Raw genomic sequence first — 20714 nt, forward strand, 5'->3', positions numbered from 1 at the left:
AAAACCCGGCATGCCGGGTTTTTTATTGCCTGCAATACAAGCCAGTTTTTTACTCAGTTCGACGAGCCTGGGCTGCCTTGGCCGCCCGCAGGCGACGAATTTCCTTGGGATCAGCCAACAATGGCCGGTAAATCTCAAGCCGGTCGGCTGGCTGCACCAGCTGCCGGTCCGGATCAGCAACCACCCGACCAAAAATCCCGATCGGACTCGTCGTCAAATCCAGCTCCGGAAAATCCGCAGCGATACCCGACGCCATCAGGGCAGCACGAAGAGATGTCCCTTCCTGGACGGCGAATCGTCGCAATACCTGACGATCGACACCGGCATACACCACTTCTATCTCAATCAACGCTTGAGCTCGGCATTCTGCTTGGCACGCTGGCAAAAAGCGTCGACCAGGGTGTTGGCCGCCTGATTGAACAACGGGCCTAACGTCGCCCGCACCAGCGGCCCGGCGTAATCGAACGACAGGTCCAGGCTGATCTTGCAGGCTTTCTCACCCAGCGCCTTGAACACCCAGACGCCATGGAGCTGATTGAAAGGCCCTTCCTCAAGGTTCATCTCGATGGACTGGCCCGGCACCAAGGTGTTACGAGTGACAAAGTGCTGGCTCAACCCGCCCTTGGCGACATTGAGGCTCGCGCGCATATGGGTTTCGGAGCTTTCGAGCACCTCGGCGGACGAGCACCAGGGCAGGAATTGCGGGTAACTCGCCACGTCGTTGACCAAGTCGTACAGCGCCTGGGCCGGATAGGGCAGAAGGGCCGAGCGTTGAATATGTGTCGTCATGTAAGCGTCACTTCCACAGCTGGGTGGCAAACACTACAAGAATGCCAATGGGCGCCACATAGCGCATCAAGAACAGACTCAAGGCGAACAATACAGGACTGCGTAGCGACAGCTCATCGCGCACGGCTTCACGCCCCATGATCCACCCTGCAAACACCACGAAACACAAACCGCCCAAGGGCAACATGATCCGCGACGTGAAGAAATCAATCACACCGAAGAAATCCAGCCCTCCGGTTGCTCCCCACTGATAGAGATGGAACAGGTCGCCTTCGTTCACGAAAAACTTTGCCTGCTTCCATATATTGAAGGAAAAAACCGTACCCAGCCCCACGAACCAGCAAGTGAAAGCCAGCCAGAAAGTCACCCAGGCACGACTGAGGCGAGTCCGCTCAACCAGATAAGCCACCATCGGCTCGAGCAAGGAAATGGCCGAACTCCAGGCGGCAATCGCCACCAGGACAAAAAACACCACGCCCATCACTTGGCCGAACGCCATGCTGCCGAAGGCAAATGGCAGGCTGACGAACATCAGCCCCGGCCCCTCGCTAGGGTTCAGGCCGGCAGCGAAGACAATCGGAAACAATGCCACCCCAGCCAACAACGACACAAAGGTGTCCAGCAGCGCAACGCCGACGACTGTCTTGGTGAGGGAGGCGCTCTTGGGCATGTAGGCGCCGTAGATCATGATCGAACCGACCCCCACGCTCAGAGAGAAAAAAGCGTGCCCCATGGCCGGTAACAGTCCATCCATGACTTTTTCCGGCTGGAAATCGAACATGAAATGCACGCCCTCCATGAAGTGCCCCGTGGTCATGCTGTAGCCCAGCAGCACCAGGATCATCACGAACAGCAGCGGCATCATGATTCGCAGGCTGCGCTCAAGCCCCGCGACGACACCACGGGCAATCACGACGGCGGAAAGCACCATGAACAGCGTGTGCCAGAGCGTCAGCCTCCAGGGATCGGCGATCACGCTCCCAAAGTAAGCGCCAACCTGATCGGGCGTTGCGTTCTGGAAGTCGCCGCGCCCCATGTCGATGATGTAGTCCAGCGACCAGCCACCGACCACGCTATAGAAAGACAGGATCAGCAGCGCCGTGATCATCCCTGCGAATGCGCCCCAGGACCACTTCGACGAATGCCCCGCCTCCACCGCCAGCACTTTCAGGGCATTGGCCGGACTTTGCCGGGCGCGACGACCGATCAGCGTCTCAGCTAACATCACCGGCGCACCGATCAGCGCGATGCACGCCAGGAACATCAGCACGAAGGCGCCGCCGCCATAGACACCGACCATGTACGGAAACTTCCAGATACTACCCAGCCCGACGGCCGAACCGGTCGCGGCGAATATGAAGACCCAGCGGCTAGCCCAACTGCCGTGGACAGAAACCTTGTCTGTCGACATCGTGATCACGCCCAAGCGTTCAAAAAAGAGGCCGCATTGTCCGGGATTCATGCAACCTGCTCAAGCACACAGGTTCACCGTAGCCGACACGCACGCAACTGCCTATAATGCCGCCCCTATGGCTAAACAGAAGAAACACCCCACAGGGACCATCGCGCAAAACAAAAAGGCGCGACACGATTACTTCATCGAACAACGTTTCGAGGCTGGCATGGTCCTGGCCGGTTGGGAAGTAAAGAGCTTGCGTGCCGGCAAGGCGCAACTGGTCGACAGTTATGTCTTGCTCAAGGACGGCGAAGCGTGGCTGCTGGGCAGTCATATCACGCCGCTGACCACCGCCAGCACCCACGTCATCGCCGACCCTGTGCGCTCGCGCAAGCTGCTGCTCAACAAGCGCGAGCTGGAGAAGCTCTTCGCTTCCGTGCAGCAGAAGGGTTATGCCTGCGTCTGTACATCGCTGTACTGGAGCAAGCACTTGATCAAGTGCGAGATCGCGCTGGGCAAGGGCAAGAAGGAATACGACAAGCGTGATACCGAACGCGAGCGCGATGCCGGTCGCGAATTGCAACGTGCGGTGCGCAACAAGGGCAAGGAAGAGTAGCCAGCCCGGAGCGACCGTGGGTGCGTGCTTGATTGCGATAGCGTCGTCACATCGACTGTAGATGTGTCAAATCGACCGCCATCGCGAGCAAGCTCGCTCCCACAAGGTCCGCAGCCTCGATCAGATGCCCTTGCGCCGCTCCGCTCGCGCCACCCGTTGCACTTCCTGACGCACCTCTTCCAAGACTTCCTGCACGTACAAGATGTGTCGGCTGGAGACTTCCCGCGCCAACTCGGCGTGCCCGTCCATGATGGCTTGATAAAGCTCCCGATGCTGGCTGATCAGCATGTCGCGCGTCTCGCTGCGCTGCTTGTACATGCCGCCGATATTGGTCACCACATTGCGCTTGAGCAGGTCGAACAATCCTCGGATCGTATGCAGTAAGACAGCGTTATGGCTGGCCTCGGCGATCGCCAGGTGAAAACGCGCATCTGCCGCGCCCTCCTCTGCCCGGCTCACGTCCTCGTGGCGCGAATAACAATCCTGCAACGCTTCAAAGGCTGTCGTCAGCCGCTCCCGATCGACCTCCGTGGCCCGAAGTGCTGCGTAATAAGCGCAGGACGCTTCCAGGGTATGCCGGAACTCAAGCAAGTCGCGCTGCGCTTCGGGGTTGCTTTCCAAGAGGTGCAGCAGCGGATCACTGAACGTCGAGCCCAGCGACTCCACAACATAGTTGCCGCCGCCCTGGCGACTGATCAGCAAGCCCTTGGCCGTCAGTTTCTGGATCGCTTCACGCAACGAAGGACGTGACACGCCGAACTGCTCGGCCAGGGTCCGCTCGGCCGGCAACCGCTCGCCGGATTTCAACGTGCCCTCAAGGATCATGCCTTCAAGCCGCTCGACAATATCGTCAGACAAACGGCGCTGACGAATCTGATCAAACCCCATAACTCGACTCTCCACGGACCCGACAGCTCGCCGGGCTCTCTATTCTGGCCCATCCGAGCCCCTTCCACACCTATCAAAAACCACGGATGCCGACGGGGCGGATGCCATCGACTGCGTGTTATGCGACGAAAGTTTCCGGGCGACAAATTGACACATGACAACCAAGGCTTTTACCCTAGCCGACAGCGCTTGTAAATTGGTATTACCAATTATCCAAAGCCGCTGACCAGTGCCTGACCAAAAACAATTAGGGGCTCACCCAATATGCAAACCTGGCAACAGCTTTACAGTCCGCTCGGCAGCCTAGGCCTGTCCGCACTCGCGGCCGTCATTCCCATCGTATTTTTCTTCCTCGCCCTGGCGGTGTTTCGCCTCAAGGGGCACGTGGCCGGCAGCATCACCCTGGCGCTGGCGATCGCGGTCGCGATTTTTGCATTCCAGATGCCGGCGGACATGGCGTTCGCGGCGGCGGGTTATGGTTTTGCGTATGGGTTGTGGCCTATCGCCTGGATCATCGTTGCCGCGGTATTTCTCTACAAGCTGACCGTCAAGAGCGGCCAGTTCGAAGTGATCCGCAGCTCGGTGCTGTCGATCACCGACGACCAGCGCCTTCAGGTGCTGCTGATCGGCTTCTGTTTTGGCGCCTTTCTGGAAGGTGCCGCCGGCTTCGGCGCGCCCGTCGCGATTACCGCCGCATTGCTGGTGGGCCTGGGCTTCAACCCGCTCTATGCCGCGGGCCTGTGCCTGATCGCCAATACCGCCCCCGTGGCATTCGGCGCGCTGGGCATCCCGATAATCGTGGCAGGCCAAGTCACCGGCATCGATGCGTTCAAGATCGGCGCCATGACCGGCCGACAGCTGCCATTGCTGTCGCTGTTCGTGCCGTTCTGGCTGGTATTCATGATGGATGGCCTGCGCGGCGTGCGAGAAACCTGGCCGGCGGCACTGGTGGCGGGCTTGAGTTTCGCCATCACTCAGTACCTCACCTCGAACTTCATCGGCCCGGAACTGCCAGACATCACCTCGGCCCTGGCCAGCCTGGTCTCGCTGACGTTGTTCCTGAAAATCTGGCAGCCCAAGCGCACCGCAGGCGCCCAGATCGCCGGCGCAACGTCCAGCGCAGCCATCACCGCCAGCGCCGGTGGTTTCGGCCAGCCTCGCAGCACCGTGGTGTCGCCCTACAGCCTGGGAGAAATCATCAAGGCGTGGTCGCCTTTTCTGATCCTCACCGTGCTGGTGACGATCTGGACGCTGAAGCCATTCAAGGCAATGTTCGCCCCTGGCGGCTCGATGTACGGTTGGGTGTTCAACTTCGCGATCCCGCACCTGGACCAGTTGGTGATCAAGTCCGCGCCAATCGTGGTCAACCCGACCGCCATCCCGGCGGTGTTCAAGCTCGATCCGATTTCGGCGACCGGCACAGCGATTTTCTTTTCCGCGTTGATCTCGATGCTGGTGTTGAAAATCGATTTCAGAACTGGTCTTACCACTTTTAAATAGACGCTTTTTGAGTTGCGCTGGCCAATCCTGTCCATCGGCATGGTGCTGGCCTTCGCCTTCGTCACCAATTTCTCGGGGATGTCGTCGACCATGGCCCTGGTATTGGCTGGCACTGGCGCAGCGTTCCCGTTCTTCTCGCCGTTCCTCGGTTGGCTGGGCGTGTTCCTGACCGGCTCCGATACCTCGTCCAACGCGCTGTTCGGTTCGCTGCAAGCGACCACCGCGCACCAGATCGGCGTCAACGACACCTTGCTGGTGGCGGCCAATACCAGCGGCGGCGTGACCGGCAAGATGATTTCGCCACAATCGATCGCCGTGGCGTGCGCAGCGACCGGGCTGGTTGGCAAAGAATCCGATCTGTTCCGTTTCACCCTGAAACACAGCCTATTCTTTGCAACGATCGTTGGCCTGATCACGCTGGCCCAAGCCTACTGGTTCACCGGCATGCTGGTTCACTGAGTACTACACGAAGCACTGAAAAAACCGACGCCGAACCGTAATCGTCGTCCGCTATTCACAACCGGGTCTGCAAGGCTGCTGAAAGATTTCCCCTCTATATTCAGCAGCCTCAGCAGACGGATAACCGGGACCACCCGGAGACACGCCTGATGAGCGAGCTTTTTTATAACGCCGTGCCGAACGCGACCCGTGTCGCCCCGCCATTGCCCGAGCCCCGGCAATACCCCAGCGAGAAACCTGCTCGGGTCTACCTCTTCGGGACATGCGTGGTCGACCTGTTCTACCCCGAAGCCGGGATGGATGCGATTCATCTCCTCGAGCGCGAAGGAATCCGGGTGGACTACCCACAGGGCCAGACCTGTTGTGGGCAACCGGCCTACACGTCGGGTTACACCGAACAGGCGCGGACAGTGGCGCGGGCGCAATTGGCGTTATTCGCCGAGGATTACCCGGTGGTCGTGCCGTCGGGCTCATGTGCCGGCATGCTCCGCGAGCATTATGCCGACCTGTTCAAGGACGAGCCGCAAATGCTCAAGCAGGTCCAGGCGCTGGCCGCCAGGACCTATGAACTGGCGGAGTTCCTGCTGTTCGTTTGCAAGGTGCAATTGAACGACAGTGGCACGCCAGTGAAGGTCGCGCTGCATACGTCCTGCTCGGCACGACGGGAAATGAACACCCACCTGCACGGCCGTGCGTTGTTGGCCCAGCTGCGCAATGTGGAGCGAGTCGACCACAGCCATGAGAGTGAATGCTGTGGTTTTGGTGGGACGTTCAGCGTTCGCATGCCGGATATTTCCGGCGCGATGGTGGCCGACAAGACCCGAGCGCTGAAGGAATCCGGCGCGCACCAGGTCGTCAGCGCCGACTGCGGGTGCTTGATGAACATCAACGGCGCCTTGGAAAAACAGCAGGAAGCGTTGCGCGGCCAACACTTGGCAAGCTTCCTCTGGCAGCGAACCGGAGGTGCCGCATGAGCACGCCGACGCTGATTCCGACCGTTGAGGTGCAGGAAGATTTTCGCGCCCGCGCCCACAAGGCTCTGGACGACACGCAACTGCGAAACAACTTTCGCAGCGCGATGGATTCACTGATGACAAAACGGGCAACGTCTTTCAGCGATGCCCACGAAAGAGAACATTTGCGAGTGCTCGGCAACGCTGTCCGGGCCCGCGCGTTATCCAAGCTGCCCGACCTGCTCGAGCAACTTGAAAGCAACCTGACCCGCAACGGTGTGAAAGTGCACTGGGCGGAAACGGTGGACGAAGCCAACGGCATCGTTCTTTCGATCATCCGCGCTCACGAGGCGCGGCAAGTGATCAAGGGCAAATCGATGGTCAGCGAAGAGATGGAGATGAACCATTTCCTCGAGGCTCGGGACATTGAGTGTCTCGAATCCGACATGGGGGAATACATCGTCCAGCTCGACCACGAGAAGCCTTCCCACATCATTATGCCGGCGATCCACAAGAATGCCGGTCAGGTCGCGTCCTTGTTCCACGACAAACTTGGCGTGGAATACACCAAGGACGTTGACCAACTCATTCAGATCGGTCGCAAGGTCTTGCGGCAGAAATTTTTCGAAGCCGACATCGGCGTTTCGGGCGTCAACTTTGCCGTCGCCGAAACCGGCACGCTGCTGCTGGTGGAAAACGAAGGCAACGGGCGGATGTCCACTACGGTGCCGCCGGTGCACATTGCCGTGACCGGCATCGAAAAAGTCGTGGAAAACCTGCGGGACGTCGTTCCGCTGCTTTCGCTGCTGACCCGCTCGGCCCTGGGCCAGCCGATCACCACCTACGTCAACATGATCTCCGGGCCACGCAAGGCCGATGAGTTGGACGGGCCTCAGGAAGTCCACCTGGTCCTGCTGGATAACGGTCGCAGCCAGGCGTTTGCCGACAGCGAACTGCGCCAGACCCTGAACTGCATCCGCTGCGGCGCCTGTATGAATCATTGCCCGGTCTACACCCGAATTGGCGGGCATGCCTACGGTGAGGTCTACCCGGGGCCTATCGGAAAAATCATCACGCCGCACATGATCGGATTGGCGAAGGTGCCGGATCACCCAAGCGCCTCCTCGTTGTGCGGCGCCTGTGGCGAAGTGTGTCCGGTGAAGATTCCGATCCCGGCCCTGTTGCGGCGGCTGCGAGAGGAAAACGTCAAGGCACCGGATAGCCCTAACCCGGTGATGCGCGGCCAGGGCAGCAAATACTCGGCCAAGGAACGGTTCATCTGGAATGCCTGGGCCCGGCTCAACAGCTCGCCACGGCTGTACCGGTTGTTCGCGTTCTTCGCCACGCGCCTGCGCGCCCTGACACCGCGGAACGTCGGGCCTTGGACCCAGAACCACAGCGCCCCGAAACCCGCCGCCCGCTCGCTGCATGACCTGGCCCGCGACCACCTGAACCCGCAGGGAGACCGCCGATGAGCGCCAAGGAAAATATCCTCGCCAAACTGCGTAAAAGCCTCACAGGCACAACTCCGGTTGCCGACAACTATGACGTCGAATTGGTGACGCAGACCTACCGCTACGCACCCGAAGAACGCATCCCGCAATTGCGCAAGCTGATGGAGGCGGTACACACCGAGATCCACCTGACCTCTGGTGACAACTGGCCGGCGTTGCTGGCGCAACTGCTGCGGGACCGCCAACTGCCGAGCCTGCTGATCGCCCCGACGACGCCTCACGGGCAAAAAATCGCACGGTTCTGGGCGAACAATCCGGACCTGCCTGCTCTCAAGTCCTACGATCGGCCTGTGGAAGAATGGAAAGCCGAACTGTTCAACGACACCCCCGCCAGCCTGACCGGCACCCTGGGCGCCATCGCCGCGACCGGCAGCCTGATTTTGTGGCCGACGCGGGAAGAACCGCGACTGATGAGCCTCGTCCCACCGGTGCATTTCGCCTTGCTCAAGGCCAGCGAGATCCGCGACAACTTCTATGAAGTGCAACAGGAATTCGAGTGGGCCCAGGGCATGCCCACCAACGCCCTGCTGGTATCGGGTCCGTCGAAAACCGCCGACATCGAGCAAGTCCTGGCCTATGGCGCCCATGGCCCGAAGGATCTGGTGGTGCTGATTCTGGAGGACCAATGACACTTCCAGCCCCTTTCCTGCGCGATGTCCTACAGCTGATCCCGCAGCAGCGACGTTTCGACGACCCGCTGTCGACCTTGGCCTTCGGCACCGACGCCAGTTTCTATCGGCTGATTCCGAAACTGGTGGTACGCGTCGAATCCGAAGACGAGGTGATTGCCCTGCTGAAACTGGCCCAGCGTGATCGCGTTCCCGTCACCTTCCGCGCGGCCGGTACCAGCCTGTCCGGCCAGGCCATCAGCGACTCGGTGCTGATTGTGTTGGGGGATAACTGGAACGGTCGCGAGATTCGCCAGCAGGGCACGCAGATTCGTTTGCAACCCGGCGTGATCGGCGCCCAGGCCAACGCCTGGCTCGCCCCGTTCGGGCGCAAGATCGGCCCGGACCCAGCGTCGATCAATGCCTGCAAGATTGGCGGCATCGTCGCCAACAACGCCAGCGGCATGTGCTGCGGCACCGCACAGAATACCTATCACACCCTGGCCGGCATCCGCCTGGTCCTGGCCGACGGCACGCGCCTGGACACCGAAGACGCCGCCAGCGTGGCGGCCTTCCGGACGAGCCACGGTGAACTGTTGGAACGACTGGCGACCCTCGGCCGCGAGACCCGCGCCAACACGGAACTGGCCGCCCGAATTCGCCACAAATACCGTCTGAAAAATACCACCGGCCTGTCGCTCAACGCCTTGGTGGATTTCGACGAGCCTGTGGATATCTTGAGCCACCTGCTGGTGGGCTCCGAAGGCACCCTCGGCTTCATCAGCGCGGTGACCTACAACACCGTCATCGATCACCCGAACAAAGCGTCAGCGCTGATCGTATTTCCGAACGTGGAAACCTGCTGCAACGCCGTCACCGTTTTGAAAAGCCAGCCGGTTTCCGCCGTCGAGCTGCTGGACCGCCGCAGCCTGCGCTCGGTACAGGACAAACCCGGCATGCCGGATTTCGTACAGCATTTGTCGAACAATGCCTGCGCCCTGCTGATCGAATCCCGCGCGGCTTCGTCATCATTGCTGCAAGAACAGCTGGCACGGATCATGGCCTCATTGGCCGGCTTCCCGGTGGAAAAGCAGGTCGACTTCACCGAAGACCCACGGGAAAACGCTCGCCTCTGGACGATCCGCAAGGACACCTTCCCCGCCGTGGGCGCGGTTCGCAAGACCGGGACCACTGTGATCATCGAAGACGTGACCTTCCCGGTCGAACAACTGGCAATCGGCGTGAATCGCCTGATCGCGCTGTTCGACAAACATCACTACGACGAAGCGATTCATTTCGGCCACGCGCTGGAGGGCAATCTGCACTTCGTCTTCACCCAGGGCTTCAACAATACCGAAGAAGTCGCACGGTACCAGGCGTTCATGGATGACGTGGCGCACCTGGTGGCGGTGGAGTTTGGCGGCTCACTGAAAGCCGAGCACGGCACCGGCCGCAACATGGCGCCGTTCGTCGAGCTGGAATGGGGCAGCGACGCCTATCAACTGATGTGGCAACTCAAACGCCTGCTCGACCCCAACGGCATTCTCAACCCGGATGTGGTGCTCAGCGAAGACCCACAGATTCATCTCAAGCACCTCAAGCCCTTGCCAGCCGCCGATGAGATTGTGGACAAGTGCATCGAATGCGGCTTCTGCGAGCCGGTGTGTCCGTCCAAGGACCTGACCCTGAGCCCGCGCCAGCGCATCGTGATCTGGCGGGACATACAGGCGAAAAAACGCGATGGCATGGACACTTCGCAGCTCGAAGCGGCCTATCAATACCAGGGCATCGACACCTGCGCCGCCACCGGGCTGTGCGCCCAACGCTGCCCTGTAGGCATCAATACCGGCGAACTGGTTAAAAAGCTCCGCGGACGCGACGCGACGCGTACGAAAACCGCCGACTGGCTTGCGAGTAATTTCACAACCGCACTGCAAGGGGCGCGCTTTACCCTGCATGTTGCCAATGGTGCGCGGATGCTCTTGGGGGCGCCGAGGCTGGCGCGTTTGTCCGCAGGACTGACACGCTTGTCCAAAGGCCAGGTCCCACAGTGGACCCACGCCATGCCGCAGCCGGAAAGGGCCATTCGATTCAGTCCCGCCGTGTCGGATGAACGACCCAGAGTGGTTTATCTGGCGGCCTGCGTGTCGCGAGTCATGGGGCCTGCGGCAGGAGACAAGGAACAAATGTCGCTGCATGACAAGACTCGTGGCCTGTTGGAAAAGGCCGGTTATCAAGTTGTCGTCCCGGACAATGTGGACAGCCTTTGCTGCGGCCAGCCCTTTGCGTCCAAAGGTTACGCCGACCAAGCCGAGCAGAAACGCCAGGAACTGATCGGCGCGTTGCTGCAGGCCAGCCGGGGCGGGCTCGACCCGATCTACTGCGACACCAGCCCCTGCACCCTGCGCCTGGTCCAGGACTTGAGTGACGTACGCCTGGATCTCTATGACCCGGTGCGCTTCATCCGCACGCACTTGATGGATCGCCTCGACTTCATGCCACAGGAGGCGCCAATCGCAGTGCATGTCACGTGTAGCACCCAACACCTCGGTGAAAGCCAGGCGTTGATCGACCTGGCGCGCAGGTGCAGCAAAAACGTGGTCATACCTGACGGCATCCATTGCTGCGGTTTTGCCGGTGACAAAGGTTTCACCACGCCGGAACTGAACGCCCACTCATTACGCACCTTGAAGGACGCGGTACAACATTGCAGCGAGGGAATTTCCACCAGCCGGACCTGTGAGATCGGTCTTACGCAGCATGGCGCAATCGACTACCACGGCCTGGTCTACCTGGTTGATCGAGTGACCCGTGCCAAGGTGACGTGAAGAAAAATAGAACCCTTGAGCGAGACGGTAGTCCACAGAACAAGCCCCGAAGATCGGGGCTTTCCCTCCATTCGGTCATCCGTCCTGACGGCCAGCCAAGTCTGGATCCTCAGTTCAAGGAGATAGATATGAAGCGTTCTGCACTGTTAGGTCTGTTCGTTACCGCCTCAATGTTGGCAACCGGTTCGTTCGCAGCAAGTAAGCCGGACAGCCAGTGTGACACCAATATCCAAACCATCGAGAACGCCAAGACGCAGTATCAGTCTTCACCCGACTTACAGGGCCGTGTGGAAACCAGCGTGGCGAAGGCAAAGGCGCTCAAGGCTGAAGGGAAAGTTGACGATTGTGTCGCCGAAACCGATCGGACCATCCTGGAAATCAGAAAAACCTCTGACGGCACCAACAAGTGATCGATGAGCAGGCCAACCTTCGGGTTGGCCTGCTCGCTCGATTGGCGTACACTACGCAGGCCTGTCGCTCCAGAGATTCACGGAGTGCCAGGTTCGGGGCCGTTTAGGATTCGACGCCGGTTGCGAAACTTTAGGTGCATGCCGAGTTGGTAACAGAACTCGTAAATCCACTGTTGCAACTTCCTATAGTTGCCAATGACGAAACCTACGGGGAATACGCTCTCGCTGCGTAAGCAGCCTTAGCCCTTCCCTTCTGGTACCTTCGGGTCCAGCAATCACCAGGGGATGTCCGTAAACCCAAAGTGATTGTCATATAGAACGGAATCGCCGTGCAGTACGTTGTGGACGAAGCGGCTAAAACTTACACAACTCGCCCAAAGCACCCTGCCCGTCGGGTCGCTGCGGGTTAACTCAATAGACACGGCTAAGCATGTAGTACCGACAGCGGAGTACTGGCGGACGGGGGTTCAAATCCCCCCGGCTCCACCACTTCATCATCTAAAGACGTCCACGGACGTCTTTTTTTGTGCCTGCGATCTAGCAAATACGCGGCCTCCAGCGCTTTTGCGGTCTTTTGAGAGTTTTTGAGTTCCAACCGTTCGGGTATTCCAGGCGGTATTCCACCTCATCCGGTGCTAATCTTTGGAATACCGAATCAGTGCCTGAGGAGAATCTCATGCCTGCTCAAAACCTCCGCCTCTCCGATCGACAACTCAAGGGAGTCAAACCCGCGTCCAAGGATTATGTCCTCACTGACGGTGACGGTTTGCAGCTCCGGGTACGCAGTAACGGCTCGTTGCTGTGGAATTTCAACTACCGCGAACCGGTGACCAAGAAGCGCATCAACATCGGTTTCGGGACCTACCCCGAACTGTCACGCCAACGCACGAAAGATGGCAGTCGAAGCGCGCGAACTGCTTGCCCAGGGTTTCGATCCGAAGGTGCAGCGCAATACGTTGAATGAAGCCAAGCGCGCGGAAACGGAACACACCTTCGAGAACGTGGCCACCGCCTGGTTCGAGCTCAAGAAAGACTCGGTCACCCCGGCCTACGCCGAGGACATCTGGCGGTCGCTCACACTGCACTTATTCCCTGACTTGAGAACGACACCATCTACGAAAATCACCGCGCCGACGATGATCGCATAGCTTCGTCCAATCGAAGCGAAAGGTAGCCTGGAGACGGTCAAGCGTCTTAGCCAGCGGCTAAACGAGATCATGACCTACGGCGTGAATTCAGGCCTGATCTTCGCCAACCCTCTTAGCGGCATCAGGGCAGTATTCAAGAAACCCAAGAAAAAGAACATGGCTGCGCTCCCACCTGAGGAGCTCCCCGAGCTCATGCTGGAGATCGCGAACGCCAGCATCAAACGCACGACCCGCTGCCTGATCGAATGGCAGTTGCACACGATGACCCGCCCCGCCGAGGCGGCAACTACTCGCTGGGCGGACATCGACTTTGAAAGGCGTGTCTGGACTATCCCACCGGAGCGGATGAAGAAGCGCCGCCCTCACAGCATCCCGTTGAGTGATCACGCTGTCGCACTGTTGGAGTCACTGAAGACTCACAGCGGCCATCGCGAATACGTCTTCCCGGCAGACAGAAATCCGCGTACCCACGCCAATAGCCAAACAGCCAACATGGCGTTGAAACGCATAGGCTTCCAGGACGGCTTGGTCAGCCTCGGCATGCGCTCTATGGCCAGCACCATCTTGAATGAACATGGGTGGGACCCGGAACTCATTGAGGTGCCTTGGCGCATGTCGACAAGGATGAGGTGCGCAGCGCCTACAACCGAGCCGACTACATCGAGCGCCGGCGCCCGATGATGGCTTGGTGGAGTGAGTACATCCAGAAAGCCGCCACCGGCAGCCTGCTCGCCTCAGCGTACGGCCAAGTCAGAGACAAGAACGTGGTGCCGATTCGCTAGCGCGGTACAGGCGCAAGAACTCCAGCAACAACAACTGAACGTTCAAGATTCGGGGCAAGCAGCCTCGCTTATCCGCCTCTAAGCGCGGGTCCATCCCAACAGGGCTGCAAAGCCGCCCTGTTGGGATGGACCTTACTTTGAAGAGCTAAAAGCCACGACGTTGTCCAGGATTTACCACGGAATTCCACCGGTGGATAACCGCTTTTCACGCCCCCAAGAGCGCTGAATTTCGGCCCTTGACTGGGTTTATCCACAGGCGTAGAACTGGCCGTGCAAGCGCTGTCGTTGACAGCACCCCAGGTGGCCCGAACCTTAAAGGTCACGCCGCTCTCGCGGTGGTTCCCCCCAAAAGGCGATTCGCGTCCGGCAGCTCGCCCGGTCACCTCCCCGGTGATGGATGCCTACTTCAGATCATGGCCCTCGTGCGCCAGACGACACTTCCTACTTCGCTGCCCTGCAGCAACCTATCCGCTTGGCCGAATTTTGCGCCAACCTGCGCCCGTCTCTTTCTCCTGGAAAGAGACGGGCGCTCCTACCACTGCCGCAGCCCATATAGAACGGGGCTTTGCCGCAACCATCCTCGTGACAATCGGCGTGACAAACGCTGATGTCACCAGCAACAGCGCTGCAGATGATGGTGCCGCAGACCAAGGAATGGACTGCACCTGACTGACAGTCAGACATGCCCCGGTCATCACATCGCTGCGTTCCCCCGGCTCAGGATCTTCAGGCGCTGGTCTCGTCAGCCAGTGCTGCCTCTACCCGCCCACCGGTAACGGTGCTCAGGAGGCCAGATCATGAGATGCCCTTGCTCCCGGACGTAAGGAGCCGCCAGTCCCGCGTTAGAGGACATCCCCACAGGCCGCAGGGGCCTTGATCCCTGATAACACTCAGCATTCTTGGCGGGATGACGTGGGGCGAAAGTCTGAGACCAGGTGAAGAGGTGATCGACATGGCATTGATAGGTAGGCGGAATGGCCGCAATTTCGGCTACGGCAGGCAGTTGAGCTACGCAGGACCGCAGGCGCTGAAAGGCATGTTCGGCGGAGGCCATTACGGCACGGTCAAGGCGCACTGTGATCGGTGGCAGGCATTCGTGAAGTGGTGCCGCTCCGAACAGGGGCCCGGCATTAATGATGCGCGGCAGATTAATCGGAAGGTGTTGGCCGACTATGCGGCGTATCTGCGCGACGTTGTAGCGCGCGGTGAGCTCGCCATCAGCACTGCACAAAACCGGCTATCCAGCGTTAACAGGACCATGGCCGCGCTTCGCGGTGATCAGTACGTGAAGCTGCCAAGTCCGAGCAAGGCGTTAGGTATGCAGCGCAACGGGGTTCGACAATCAGTGCCGCAAGGCCAGAATCGCGAACAGGTGAAACAGATCGTCGATGCGCTTTGCAGCCAACATCAACTGCGGGCCGCTGCGATCGTTCTATTGGCGCGAGCCACCGGCATGCGCTTGCGTGAAGCCATCTTGGGTGACCTGCCACGGCTAAGCCGTGAGGCTACTGACCTAGGAAGGATAAACATTCAGGATGGCACCAAAGGAGGCCGCGCCGGCGCCTCGGCGCCCCGTTGGATTGCGGTGGATGTCGATGTTCGAGATGCACTTGAGTTTGCACGGCAGGTATTGCCTGCAGGTAGCCGCAACCTGATTGCGCCAAACGAAAGCTACCTGAACGTTCTGCAGGAAATCGTCCGCCCAGCGCGGGACATCCTACATGCAGGCAATCTCAAAGGTTTTCATGAGCTGCGGGCGGCGTACGCATGTGATCGCTACGAGCAAATCACCCAACACTTCGCGCCTATCAACGGCGGCCGATGCTGCCAGGTAAATAGGCACCTTGATCGTGTGGCTCGGAGTCAAATCAGCTATGAGCTGGGGCACGGTCGGATCGATGTGGTCGCTACCTACATTGGAGGACGGACATGAGCAAGCCATTCGATATGGAGCTGTTCTTGGCTGGAGTGCTGACCGGATCGCACGCGACGCAGCAGCGCCATTTACGGCAAGCAACGCTTATCCAAGCTGAAATTGCAGATCGCTGGCAGCGAGAAACACCTTGGGCTTGGCAGAGAAAGCATGTGGTTTGGTTTCTTGAACATCGCCTAGATCGACACAGCGAGGCGACGCGGTACTACTACCTGCTGACCATACGACTGCTTTCTCGTCGATTAGAAAAACCATGGGTTGGCCAATGGTCTCGCTGATTGCCGAGTCGGACATGCTTCGGATAAGCATAACGTCTATTTTCATATACCTAGGTGGCCGTTTACGCACCTAACGTACGCAATAGCATACGTTACCTGGCCAGTGCGAATACCGATTCTGTGGGCATTGGCGCCACCTCTGGCTGCGGCGCTGAAAGAAAGCTGGTCGGAGAGGCTTCAAATAATGTTTTTAGCCGAAAACAGAGGCGATGGTCGATCACGGGCCTGCGGCATAGCACGGAGGGGACTCTACTCTGCTGCATGAAGGGTATCAAAAAAACTGCCACCGGCCCGGAGGGATGTGGCATTGTGGCCTTTTGACACTCTCTACTGGCATCGCGGCGTTAATAGCCGAGACGACCACTTTCAATTGCATGGAAGACTGCTGTGACTATCCTGGAATACTTGGATTCTGCTGAAGAAAAGTTAAGAAAATGTCAGCTGGAAGCTGTTCGCAGCTTTGTCAGATATGCCGAAGAAAACGACACTGAGAGGGGCTTCCTGATCAACTTACCCACGGGCGCCGGGAAAACAGGTGTTATCTCTCTCATATCGCATCTATCAGATGCGCTGAAAGTTCTTGTGATATGCCATCGAAAAGCTGTGAAAGATCAGCTTTTCCGAGAGATCTCAAGAAAGTTTTTCCGGAGTACGATTGGCGACCAAGAGCTTGAGCTTAAAAAAACCTTTCGTGACTCTGATTTTGATCAGGGTGATGGAGTCTACATCACCAGCTTCCAGAAACTGACGAGGTTGGGTGAGGATGAACTAAAAAACGTCCAAGACGACTTTGATCTGATCATTGTAGACGAAGGACACTCTGAGCCATCTCCAGTTTGGCGTGAAATAATACGTCAGTCCTCAGCAATGAAAGTGGTGGTCACTGCAACACCTTATCGCAATGACTTATTTGAACTAAATTTAAGCACCGATCATTTTTATGTTTTTACGTTTAAAGAGGCCATCGAGGATGGGGTCATTATGGAGCCCCAGTACAAGCAGATCGAAGGGGAAGCGGAGTTACTTGCAGGTATCATAGACTATCTCGATACGAACAAGAACGTGAAGTGTATCGTGAAGTGCAAGAGCCTTGAGGAGATACAAAAATATCATGACCTCCTTTCTCAATCATTCACCACGGCAAGCGTGCATGAGCGATTGGAAATCGACGAGGCGCAAAATAAGTTCAAGCGAGTTGGCCGAGCGCTTAAAGTCGAAGGGCTGCGGGTGATCATTCACCAGCACAAGCTTGATGAAGGAGTTGATATTCCTGAGGCTAAGCTGCTGATCCTCACCTATGAGTTGGGGAGTGGGCGCGAACTGGTCCAGGCCGTAGGTCGGATCGTACGCCGCTATGGGGATGTTCAACCACTAGTGGTCGACTTAAGCCGGGGCGCGAATGAGGGCATGTGGGAAGGATACAAACAATTCGATGACTACCTTGCCAATGGCGGCGCATCAGAATTTGTTAGCTCCCTGAGCACAAGTTATCTGATTGAATCTTTTCTCGAAAGTTTCCCGAGGTACAGCTATTTTGACGGAAAATTCAAAGAGAGGGTAAATCTCAACACCATAGACCCGGAAGATGATCTCAAGATTCCTTATGTGTCGGTGTGCTTTGTTCAGAAAGAAAATGATTTTTCTCTGCCTTTACTGATGGATCGCCTGTATTGGGAGTTGCATGGTTCTGGCTCACTAGTCAAGGCCTATGACGAGGTTCTTGATTTACGGGTCATGATCTATGTTGAGTTCAATAGCTCAAAATTCTTTACAGGCAAGCTTTTCTTCGAGCCGAAGTTGCACGTCATTGTTGTAAAGGAAATTGACTCAGGCGTAGCTATCTTCGATAGCGGCGGTGGGCGCTATTACAATCAGGAACAATATCGGCTCGGTGATGCCATTCATATTGACAAATTGACTGCGTTGGCTGCAAAAACAGCAATTCACCAAATCAAAGAAACCCACGCGCGTGCAATCGGCCAGGCGGTACGCCGCCCGGAGTCCGTGGCGCTGAAGGGGCAGAACCTCGATGGCGGACGCGGCAGTCAGAGCAATTCTCGTTATGCATTAACTATGGTAAAGGTCGATAACATTGGTCTGGATGGCAAAAGAGACAGCAGCTATTACATTGGCGCAAGGTCAGGAAGGGTCGTAGATCAAAAAGAATCTAATTTTACCCTTCAAGATGTTTCTCAATGGGTCGACGCGATTGGCGAATGTATCAATGCCGGAGGTAATGCTGGGCGTCTGATAAAGTCCTACGCACAACCGATCACCGAAAAGCCGACCTCAGAAATCCTGTCCGTGCTACTGGACTTTACGGATCTTGAGGGCCCGGTACAAACTGCTAACGGGGTAATCTATCCTGATTTCATTTATGCTGACTATCAACAAGGGATAACTATCGACGCGCAGGGTGATCTGATAGAACTTTCGCTGGAGTATTTGGATAATGACGGTTATTTTGAGGTCTCTCTATCTGGGGCTTCCGAAGACAGAGCTGATATCGAGTGGGTCGTCGAGTATCTGAATACAGGACACAAGTTGAAAGTATTGTATGAAGACGGCGTAACTTATTTGGCAGGGGCTTTTTACAGATTAGCCTTGCCCTATGAGCGTGGAATTTCTGCCGAGGACAGCTTCGCAGGCAATGCCCTCTTTCCACTAGATGCACTGAAAGCTCCCGATCTCAGAGAGAAGGGGCACACCCGTGATCATAAGTATCATCGCACCACCCGAGATTTTTTTGATACGGATTCGATTTTTCACCTGATCGACCTACTGAAGGGTTACGGAGACCCAGCAACTCCACTTGGATCGCTCGGCCCCTTCACGACATATATCCCTGGCTGCGATATTGTACTGTGCTGCGACATGGGAGTTGAGCCCGCTGATTTTATTTTGTCTTCGCCAGATAAGTTATGCTTCGTTCATGTCAAGTGCGGTGATGCCCTAAATCCAGGCTCTTCAGCTGGTGCTATTGCAGAGGTGGGTAGTCAGGCAATAAAAAATATTCACATGTTGGTTTCGGGCCGTAAGAGCGTAAAGCCTGGGAACTATTTTACATGGAAGCAATCTTGGCCCTCTGATGATGCAGAGTTTCCGCTAGACACCCGTTATCGGTTAGTGGACGGAGTTATTAATCATCCTGCCCCGGATGACGATTCATTTTCTGACAAAGTCTGGGATGTTATCTGCAAGCGAAGAGTATCGATGAAATGTAAGAAGGAGATTTGGATTGTCGCTGGCAACTCCTTCTCCACTAAACATTTCATCAAAAGCATGGAAAACCCACTAGCTTGTCCGGCCACTAGTATTCAGGCGTATCAACTGATTGAGGACTGGTTGAGTACTGCGGATGAACTTGATGTAGATCTCAAGATCTTCACATCTCCATAGGTTCACTCCTTCAAGGTTAAACAGTAATTAACCCCCCCCAAAGTATTGGGGGGGGATTGCCTACGTTTGGATAACCGAGTCAGTACAGGGGCAGCTTGTGATCGGGGGGTACGTCATCTACGCATGCTGGCTAATGTTTCACATCACTTGTAGCCCTCTGGTGAAATTTTGGGCAACTCACATTCAGCCCGCAATCCAAGAAATAGTTCACTAAAAAGCGACAGACCCCAGCTGTGAATTCGCAGTCACCCTCTGCGGATTCACACTCATCGATGGCGAACACTGGCAAGCAATCCGGCCGGCAACCAACAGGTGTGCGGATTCCACGACACTTGGACACTCAGCCCACGATCATTTGGACACTCGTTCCACGTTCACTTGGACACCTGATCCACATCCACTTGGACAGGCAGTCGGAGCGCAGCGACGCAGGTTTGCATTGTTAGTCTGAAGTCTCTGTCGCCGTCAATTTCGTTGCGCGTCTGCGCATCGATTCGCCCTTCAGTTCGATCCGATAAGCGTTGTGCACCAGCCGGTCGAGGATCGCATCGCCCAAGGTCGGATCGCCGATCAGTGCGTGCCATTTGTCCACCGGCATCTGGCTAGTCACCAGCGTCGAGCGGCTGCCGTAGCGGTCGTCCAGCAGTTCAAGCATGTCGCGCCGCTGAGCAGCGGTAAACGGCGCCAAGCCCCAGTCATCCAGGATCAGCAGGTCGGTCTTGGCGTAGCCGGCCATTAGCTTGGCGAAGCGGCCGTCGCCGTGTGCCAGGCCCAGTTCTTCCATCAAGCGCGGCAGGCGCAGATAGCGCACGCTGTAACCGTCGCGGCAAGCTTTATGAGCCAGCGCGCAGGCGAGCCAGGTTTTGCCTACGCCCGTCGGCCCGCCGATGATCAGGTTCAGGCCATCGCGCAGCCACTGGCCGCTGCCCAGTTGCAGGATCAGCGCCTTGTCCAGGCCACGCGGGCTGCGGTAATCGATGTCTTCCAGGCAGGCGTTATGGCGCAGTCGTGCGGCTTTGAGGCGAGTCGTCAGGCGGGCGTCTTCGCGCTCGGTCAGCTCGCGGTCGACCATCAGGCCGAGGCGTTCGTCGAAGCTGAGATCGTTGATGTCGGGCGTTGCGTGTTGTTCGCCAAGCGCCTTGATCATGCCGTGCAGGCGTAGGATTTGCAGCTTGTCGAGGGTCGGGTTAGGCAGCATGTTCGTGCTCCTTTT

General features: G+C 57.5%; 14 protein-coding genes, 1 other RNA gene and 2 pseudogenes. 12 read left to right on the forward strand and 5 right to left on the reverse strand.

All coding sequences use genetic code 11. The features are described 5' to 3' along the window. Positions 1 to 49: 49 nt before the first annotated feature. Genes DOCECA_RS18635 through DOCECA_RS18645 form a run of 3 tightly spaced genes read right to left on the reverse strand, consistent with a single transcriptional unit; the run spans position 50 to position 2200 of the window. Positions 50 to 349: an RnfH family protein gene (locus tag DOCECA_RS18635; protein ID WP_445570911.1), complete on the reverse strand. Its 300-nt coding sequence runs from the start codon at positions 347 to 349 to the stop codon at positions 50 to 52. Further along, positions 346 to 789 carry a type II toxin-antitoxin system RatA family toxin gene (locus DOCECA_RS18640; protein WP_420765592.1) on the reverse strand — a complete coding sequence of 148 codons (444 nt, stop codon included), beginning with the start codon at positions 787 to 789 and terminating at the stop codon, positions 346 to 348. The genes DOCECA_RS18635 and DOCECA_RS18640 overlap by 4 nt, the downstream gene beginning before the upstream one ends. Before the next feature lie 7 nt (positions 790 to 796). Beyond that, the gene (locus tag DOCECA_RS18645) at positions 797 to 2200 is read right to left on the reverse strand and encodes a sodium-dependent transporter (protein WP_434627872.1); all 1404 of its coding nucleotides are present in this window, start codon (positions 2198 to 2200) and stop codon (positions 797 to 799) included. Between the two features lie 118 nt (positions 2201 to 2318). Here DOCECA_RS18645 and smpB point away from each other — a divergent pair, with 118 nt between their 5' ends. Then, a complete protein-coding gene (gene smpB, locus DOCECA_RS18650) occupies positions 2319 to 2801 on the forward strand; it encodes an SsrA-binding protein SmpB (RefSeq protein ID WP_434560725.1) in 483 nt (160 codons plus the stop codon). Positions 2802 to 2921: 120 nt separating this feature from the next. Here the strand turns inward: smpB and DOCECA_RS18655 are convergent, their stop codons facing one another. Then, positions 2922 to 3689, reverse strand: coding sequence for an FCD domain-containing protein (locus tag DOCECA_RS18655; protein ID WP_420765594.1), 768 nt, complete (start codon positions 3687 to 3689; stop codon positions 2922 to 2924). A gap of 264 nt (positions 3690 to 3953) precedes the next feature. Here DOCECA_RS18655 and DOCECA_RS18660 point away from each other — a divergent pair. From DOCECA_RS18660 to DOCECA_RS18710, 11 genes and pseudogenes are all read left to right on the forward strand, one after another. Then, positions 3954 to 5648: pseudogene (locus tag DOCECA_RS18660) on the forward strand (lactate permease LctP family transporter). Between the two features lie 149 nt (positions 5649 to 5797). Further along, positions 5798 to 6622 (forward strand): (Fe-S)-binding protein, encoded by an 825-nt coding sequence (locus tag DOCECA_RS18665; RefSeq protein WP_420765596.1) that lies wholly within the window; start codon positions 5798 to 5800, stop codon positions 6620 to 6622. Beyond that, positions 6619 to 8076, forward strand: coding sequence for a LutB/LldF family L-lactate oxidation iron-sulfur protein (locus DOCECA_RS18670; protein WP_445570912.1), 1458 nt, complete (start codon positions 6619 to 6621; stop codon positions 8074 to 8076). Before DOCECA_RS18665 ends, DOCECA_RS18670 begins: the two co-directional genes overlap by 4 nt. Further along, entirely contained in the window at positions 8073 to 8744 is a 672-nt protein-coding gene (locus DOCECA_RS18675) for a LutC/YkgG family protein (protein WP_445570913.1), read from the forward strand. The genes DOCECA_RS18670 and DOCECA_RS18675 overlap by 4 nt, the downstream gene beginning before the upstream one ends. Then, the gene (locus DOCECA_RS18680) at positions 8741 to 11551 is read left to right on the forward strand and encodes an FAD-binding and (Fe-S)-binding domain-containing protein (RefSeq protein ID WP_445570914.1); all 2811 of its coding nucleotides are present in this window, start codon (positions 8741 to 8743) and stop codon (positions 11549 to 11551) included. Before DOCECA_RS18675 ends, DOCECA_RS18680 begins: the two co-directional genes overlap by 4 nt. Before the next feature lie 128 nt (positions 11552 to 11679). Beyond that, the gene (locus tag DOCECA_RS18685) at positions 11680 to 11961 is read left to right on the forward strand and encodes a hypothetical protein (RefSeq protein WP_420765600.1); all 282 of its coding nucleotides are present in this window, start codon (positions 11680 to 11682) and stop codon (positions 11959 to 11961) included. A gap of 95 nt (positions 11962 to 12056) precedes the next feature. Then, positions 12057 to 12450: a transfer-messenger RNA gene (gene ssrA / locus DOCECA_RS18690) on the forward strand. Between the two features lie 187 nt (positions 12451 to 12637). Next, positions 12638 to 13891 (forward strand): annotated as a pseudogene (locus tag DOCECA_RS18695) (integrase domain-containing protein). A gap of 952 nt (positions 13892 to 14843) precedes the next feature. After that, positions 14844 to 15824 (forward strand): integrase domain-containing protein, encoded by a 981-nt coding sequence (locus tag DOCECA_RS18700; RefSeq protein WP_047739543.1) that lies wholly within the window; start codon positions 14844 to 14846, stop codon positions 15822 to 15824. Continuing rightward, complete coding sequence (locus tag DOCECA_RS18705; RefSeq protein ID WP_080964338.1) at positions 15821 to 16102, forward strand: hypothetical protein; 282 nt, start codon at positions 15821 to 15823, stop codon at positions 16100 to 16102. The genes DOCECA_RS18700 and DOCECA_RS18705 overlap by 4 nt, the downstream gene beginning before the upstream one ends. 387 nt (positions 16103 to 16489) lie before the next feature. Next, positions 16490 to 19501 carry a DEAD/DEAH box helicase gene (locus DOCECA_RS18710; RefSeq protein ID WP_445570915.1) on the forward strand — a complete coding sequence of 1004 codons (3012 nt, stop codon included), beginning with the start codon at positions 16490 to 16492 and terminating at the stop codon, positions 19499 to 19501. A 442-nt stretch (positions 19502 to 19943) separates the two neighbouring features. Here the strand turns inward: DOCECA_RS18710 and istB are convergent, their stop codons facing one another. Further along, a complete protein-coding gene (gene istB, locus DOCECA_RS18715) occupies positions 19944 to 20699 on the reverse strand; it encodes an IS21-like element ISPsy14 family helper ATPase IstB (protein ID WP_445570916.1) in 756 nt (251 codons plus the stop codon). Positions 20700 to 20714 lie beyond the last annotated feature (15 nt).

This window comes from Pseudomonas sp. E102, assembly GCF_052660185.1.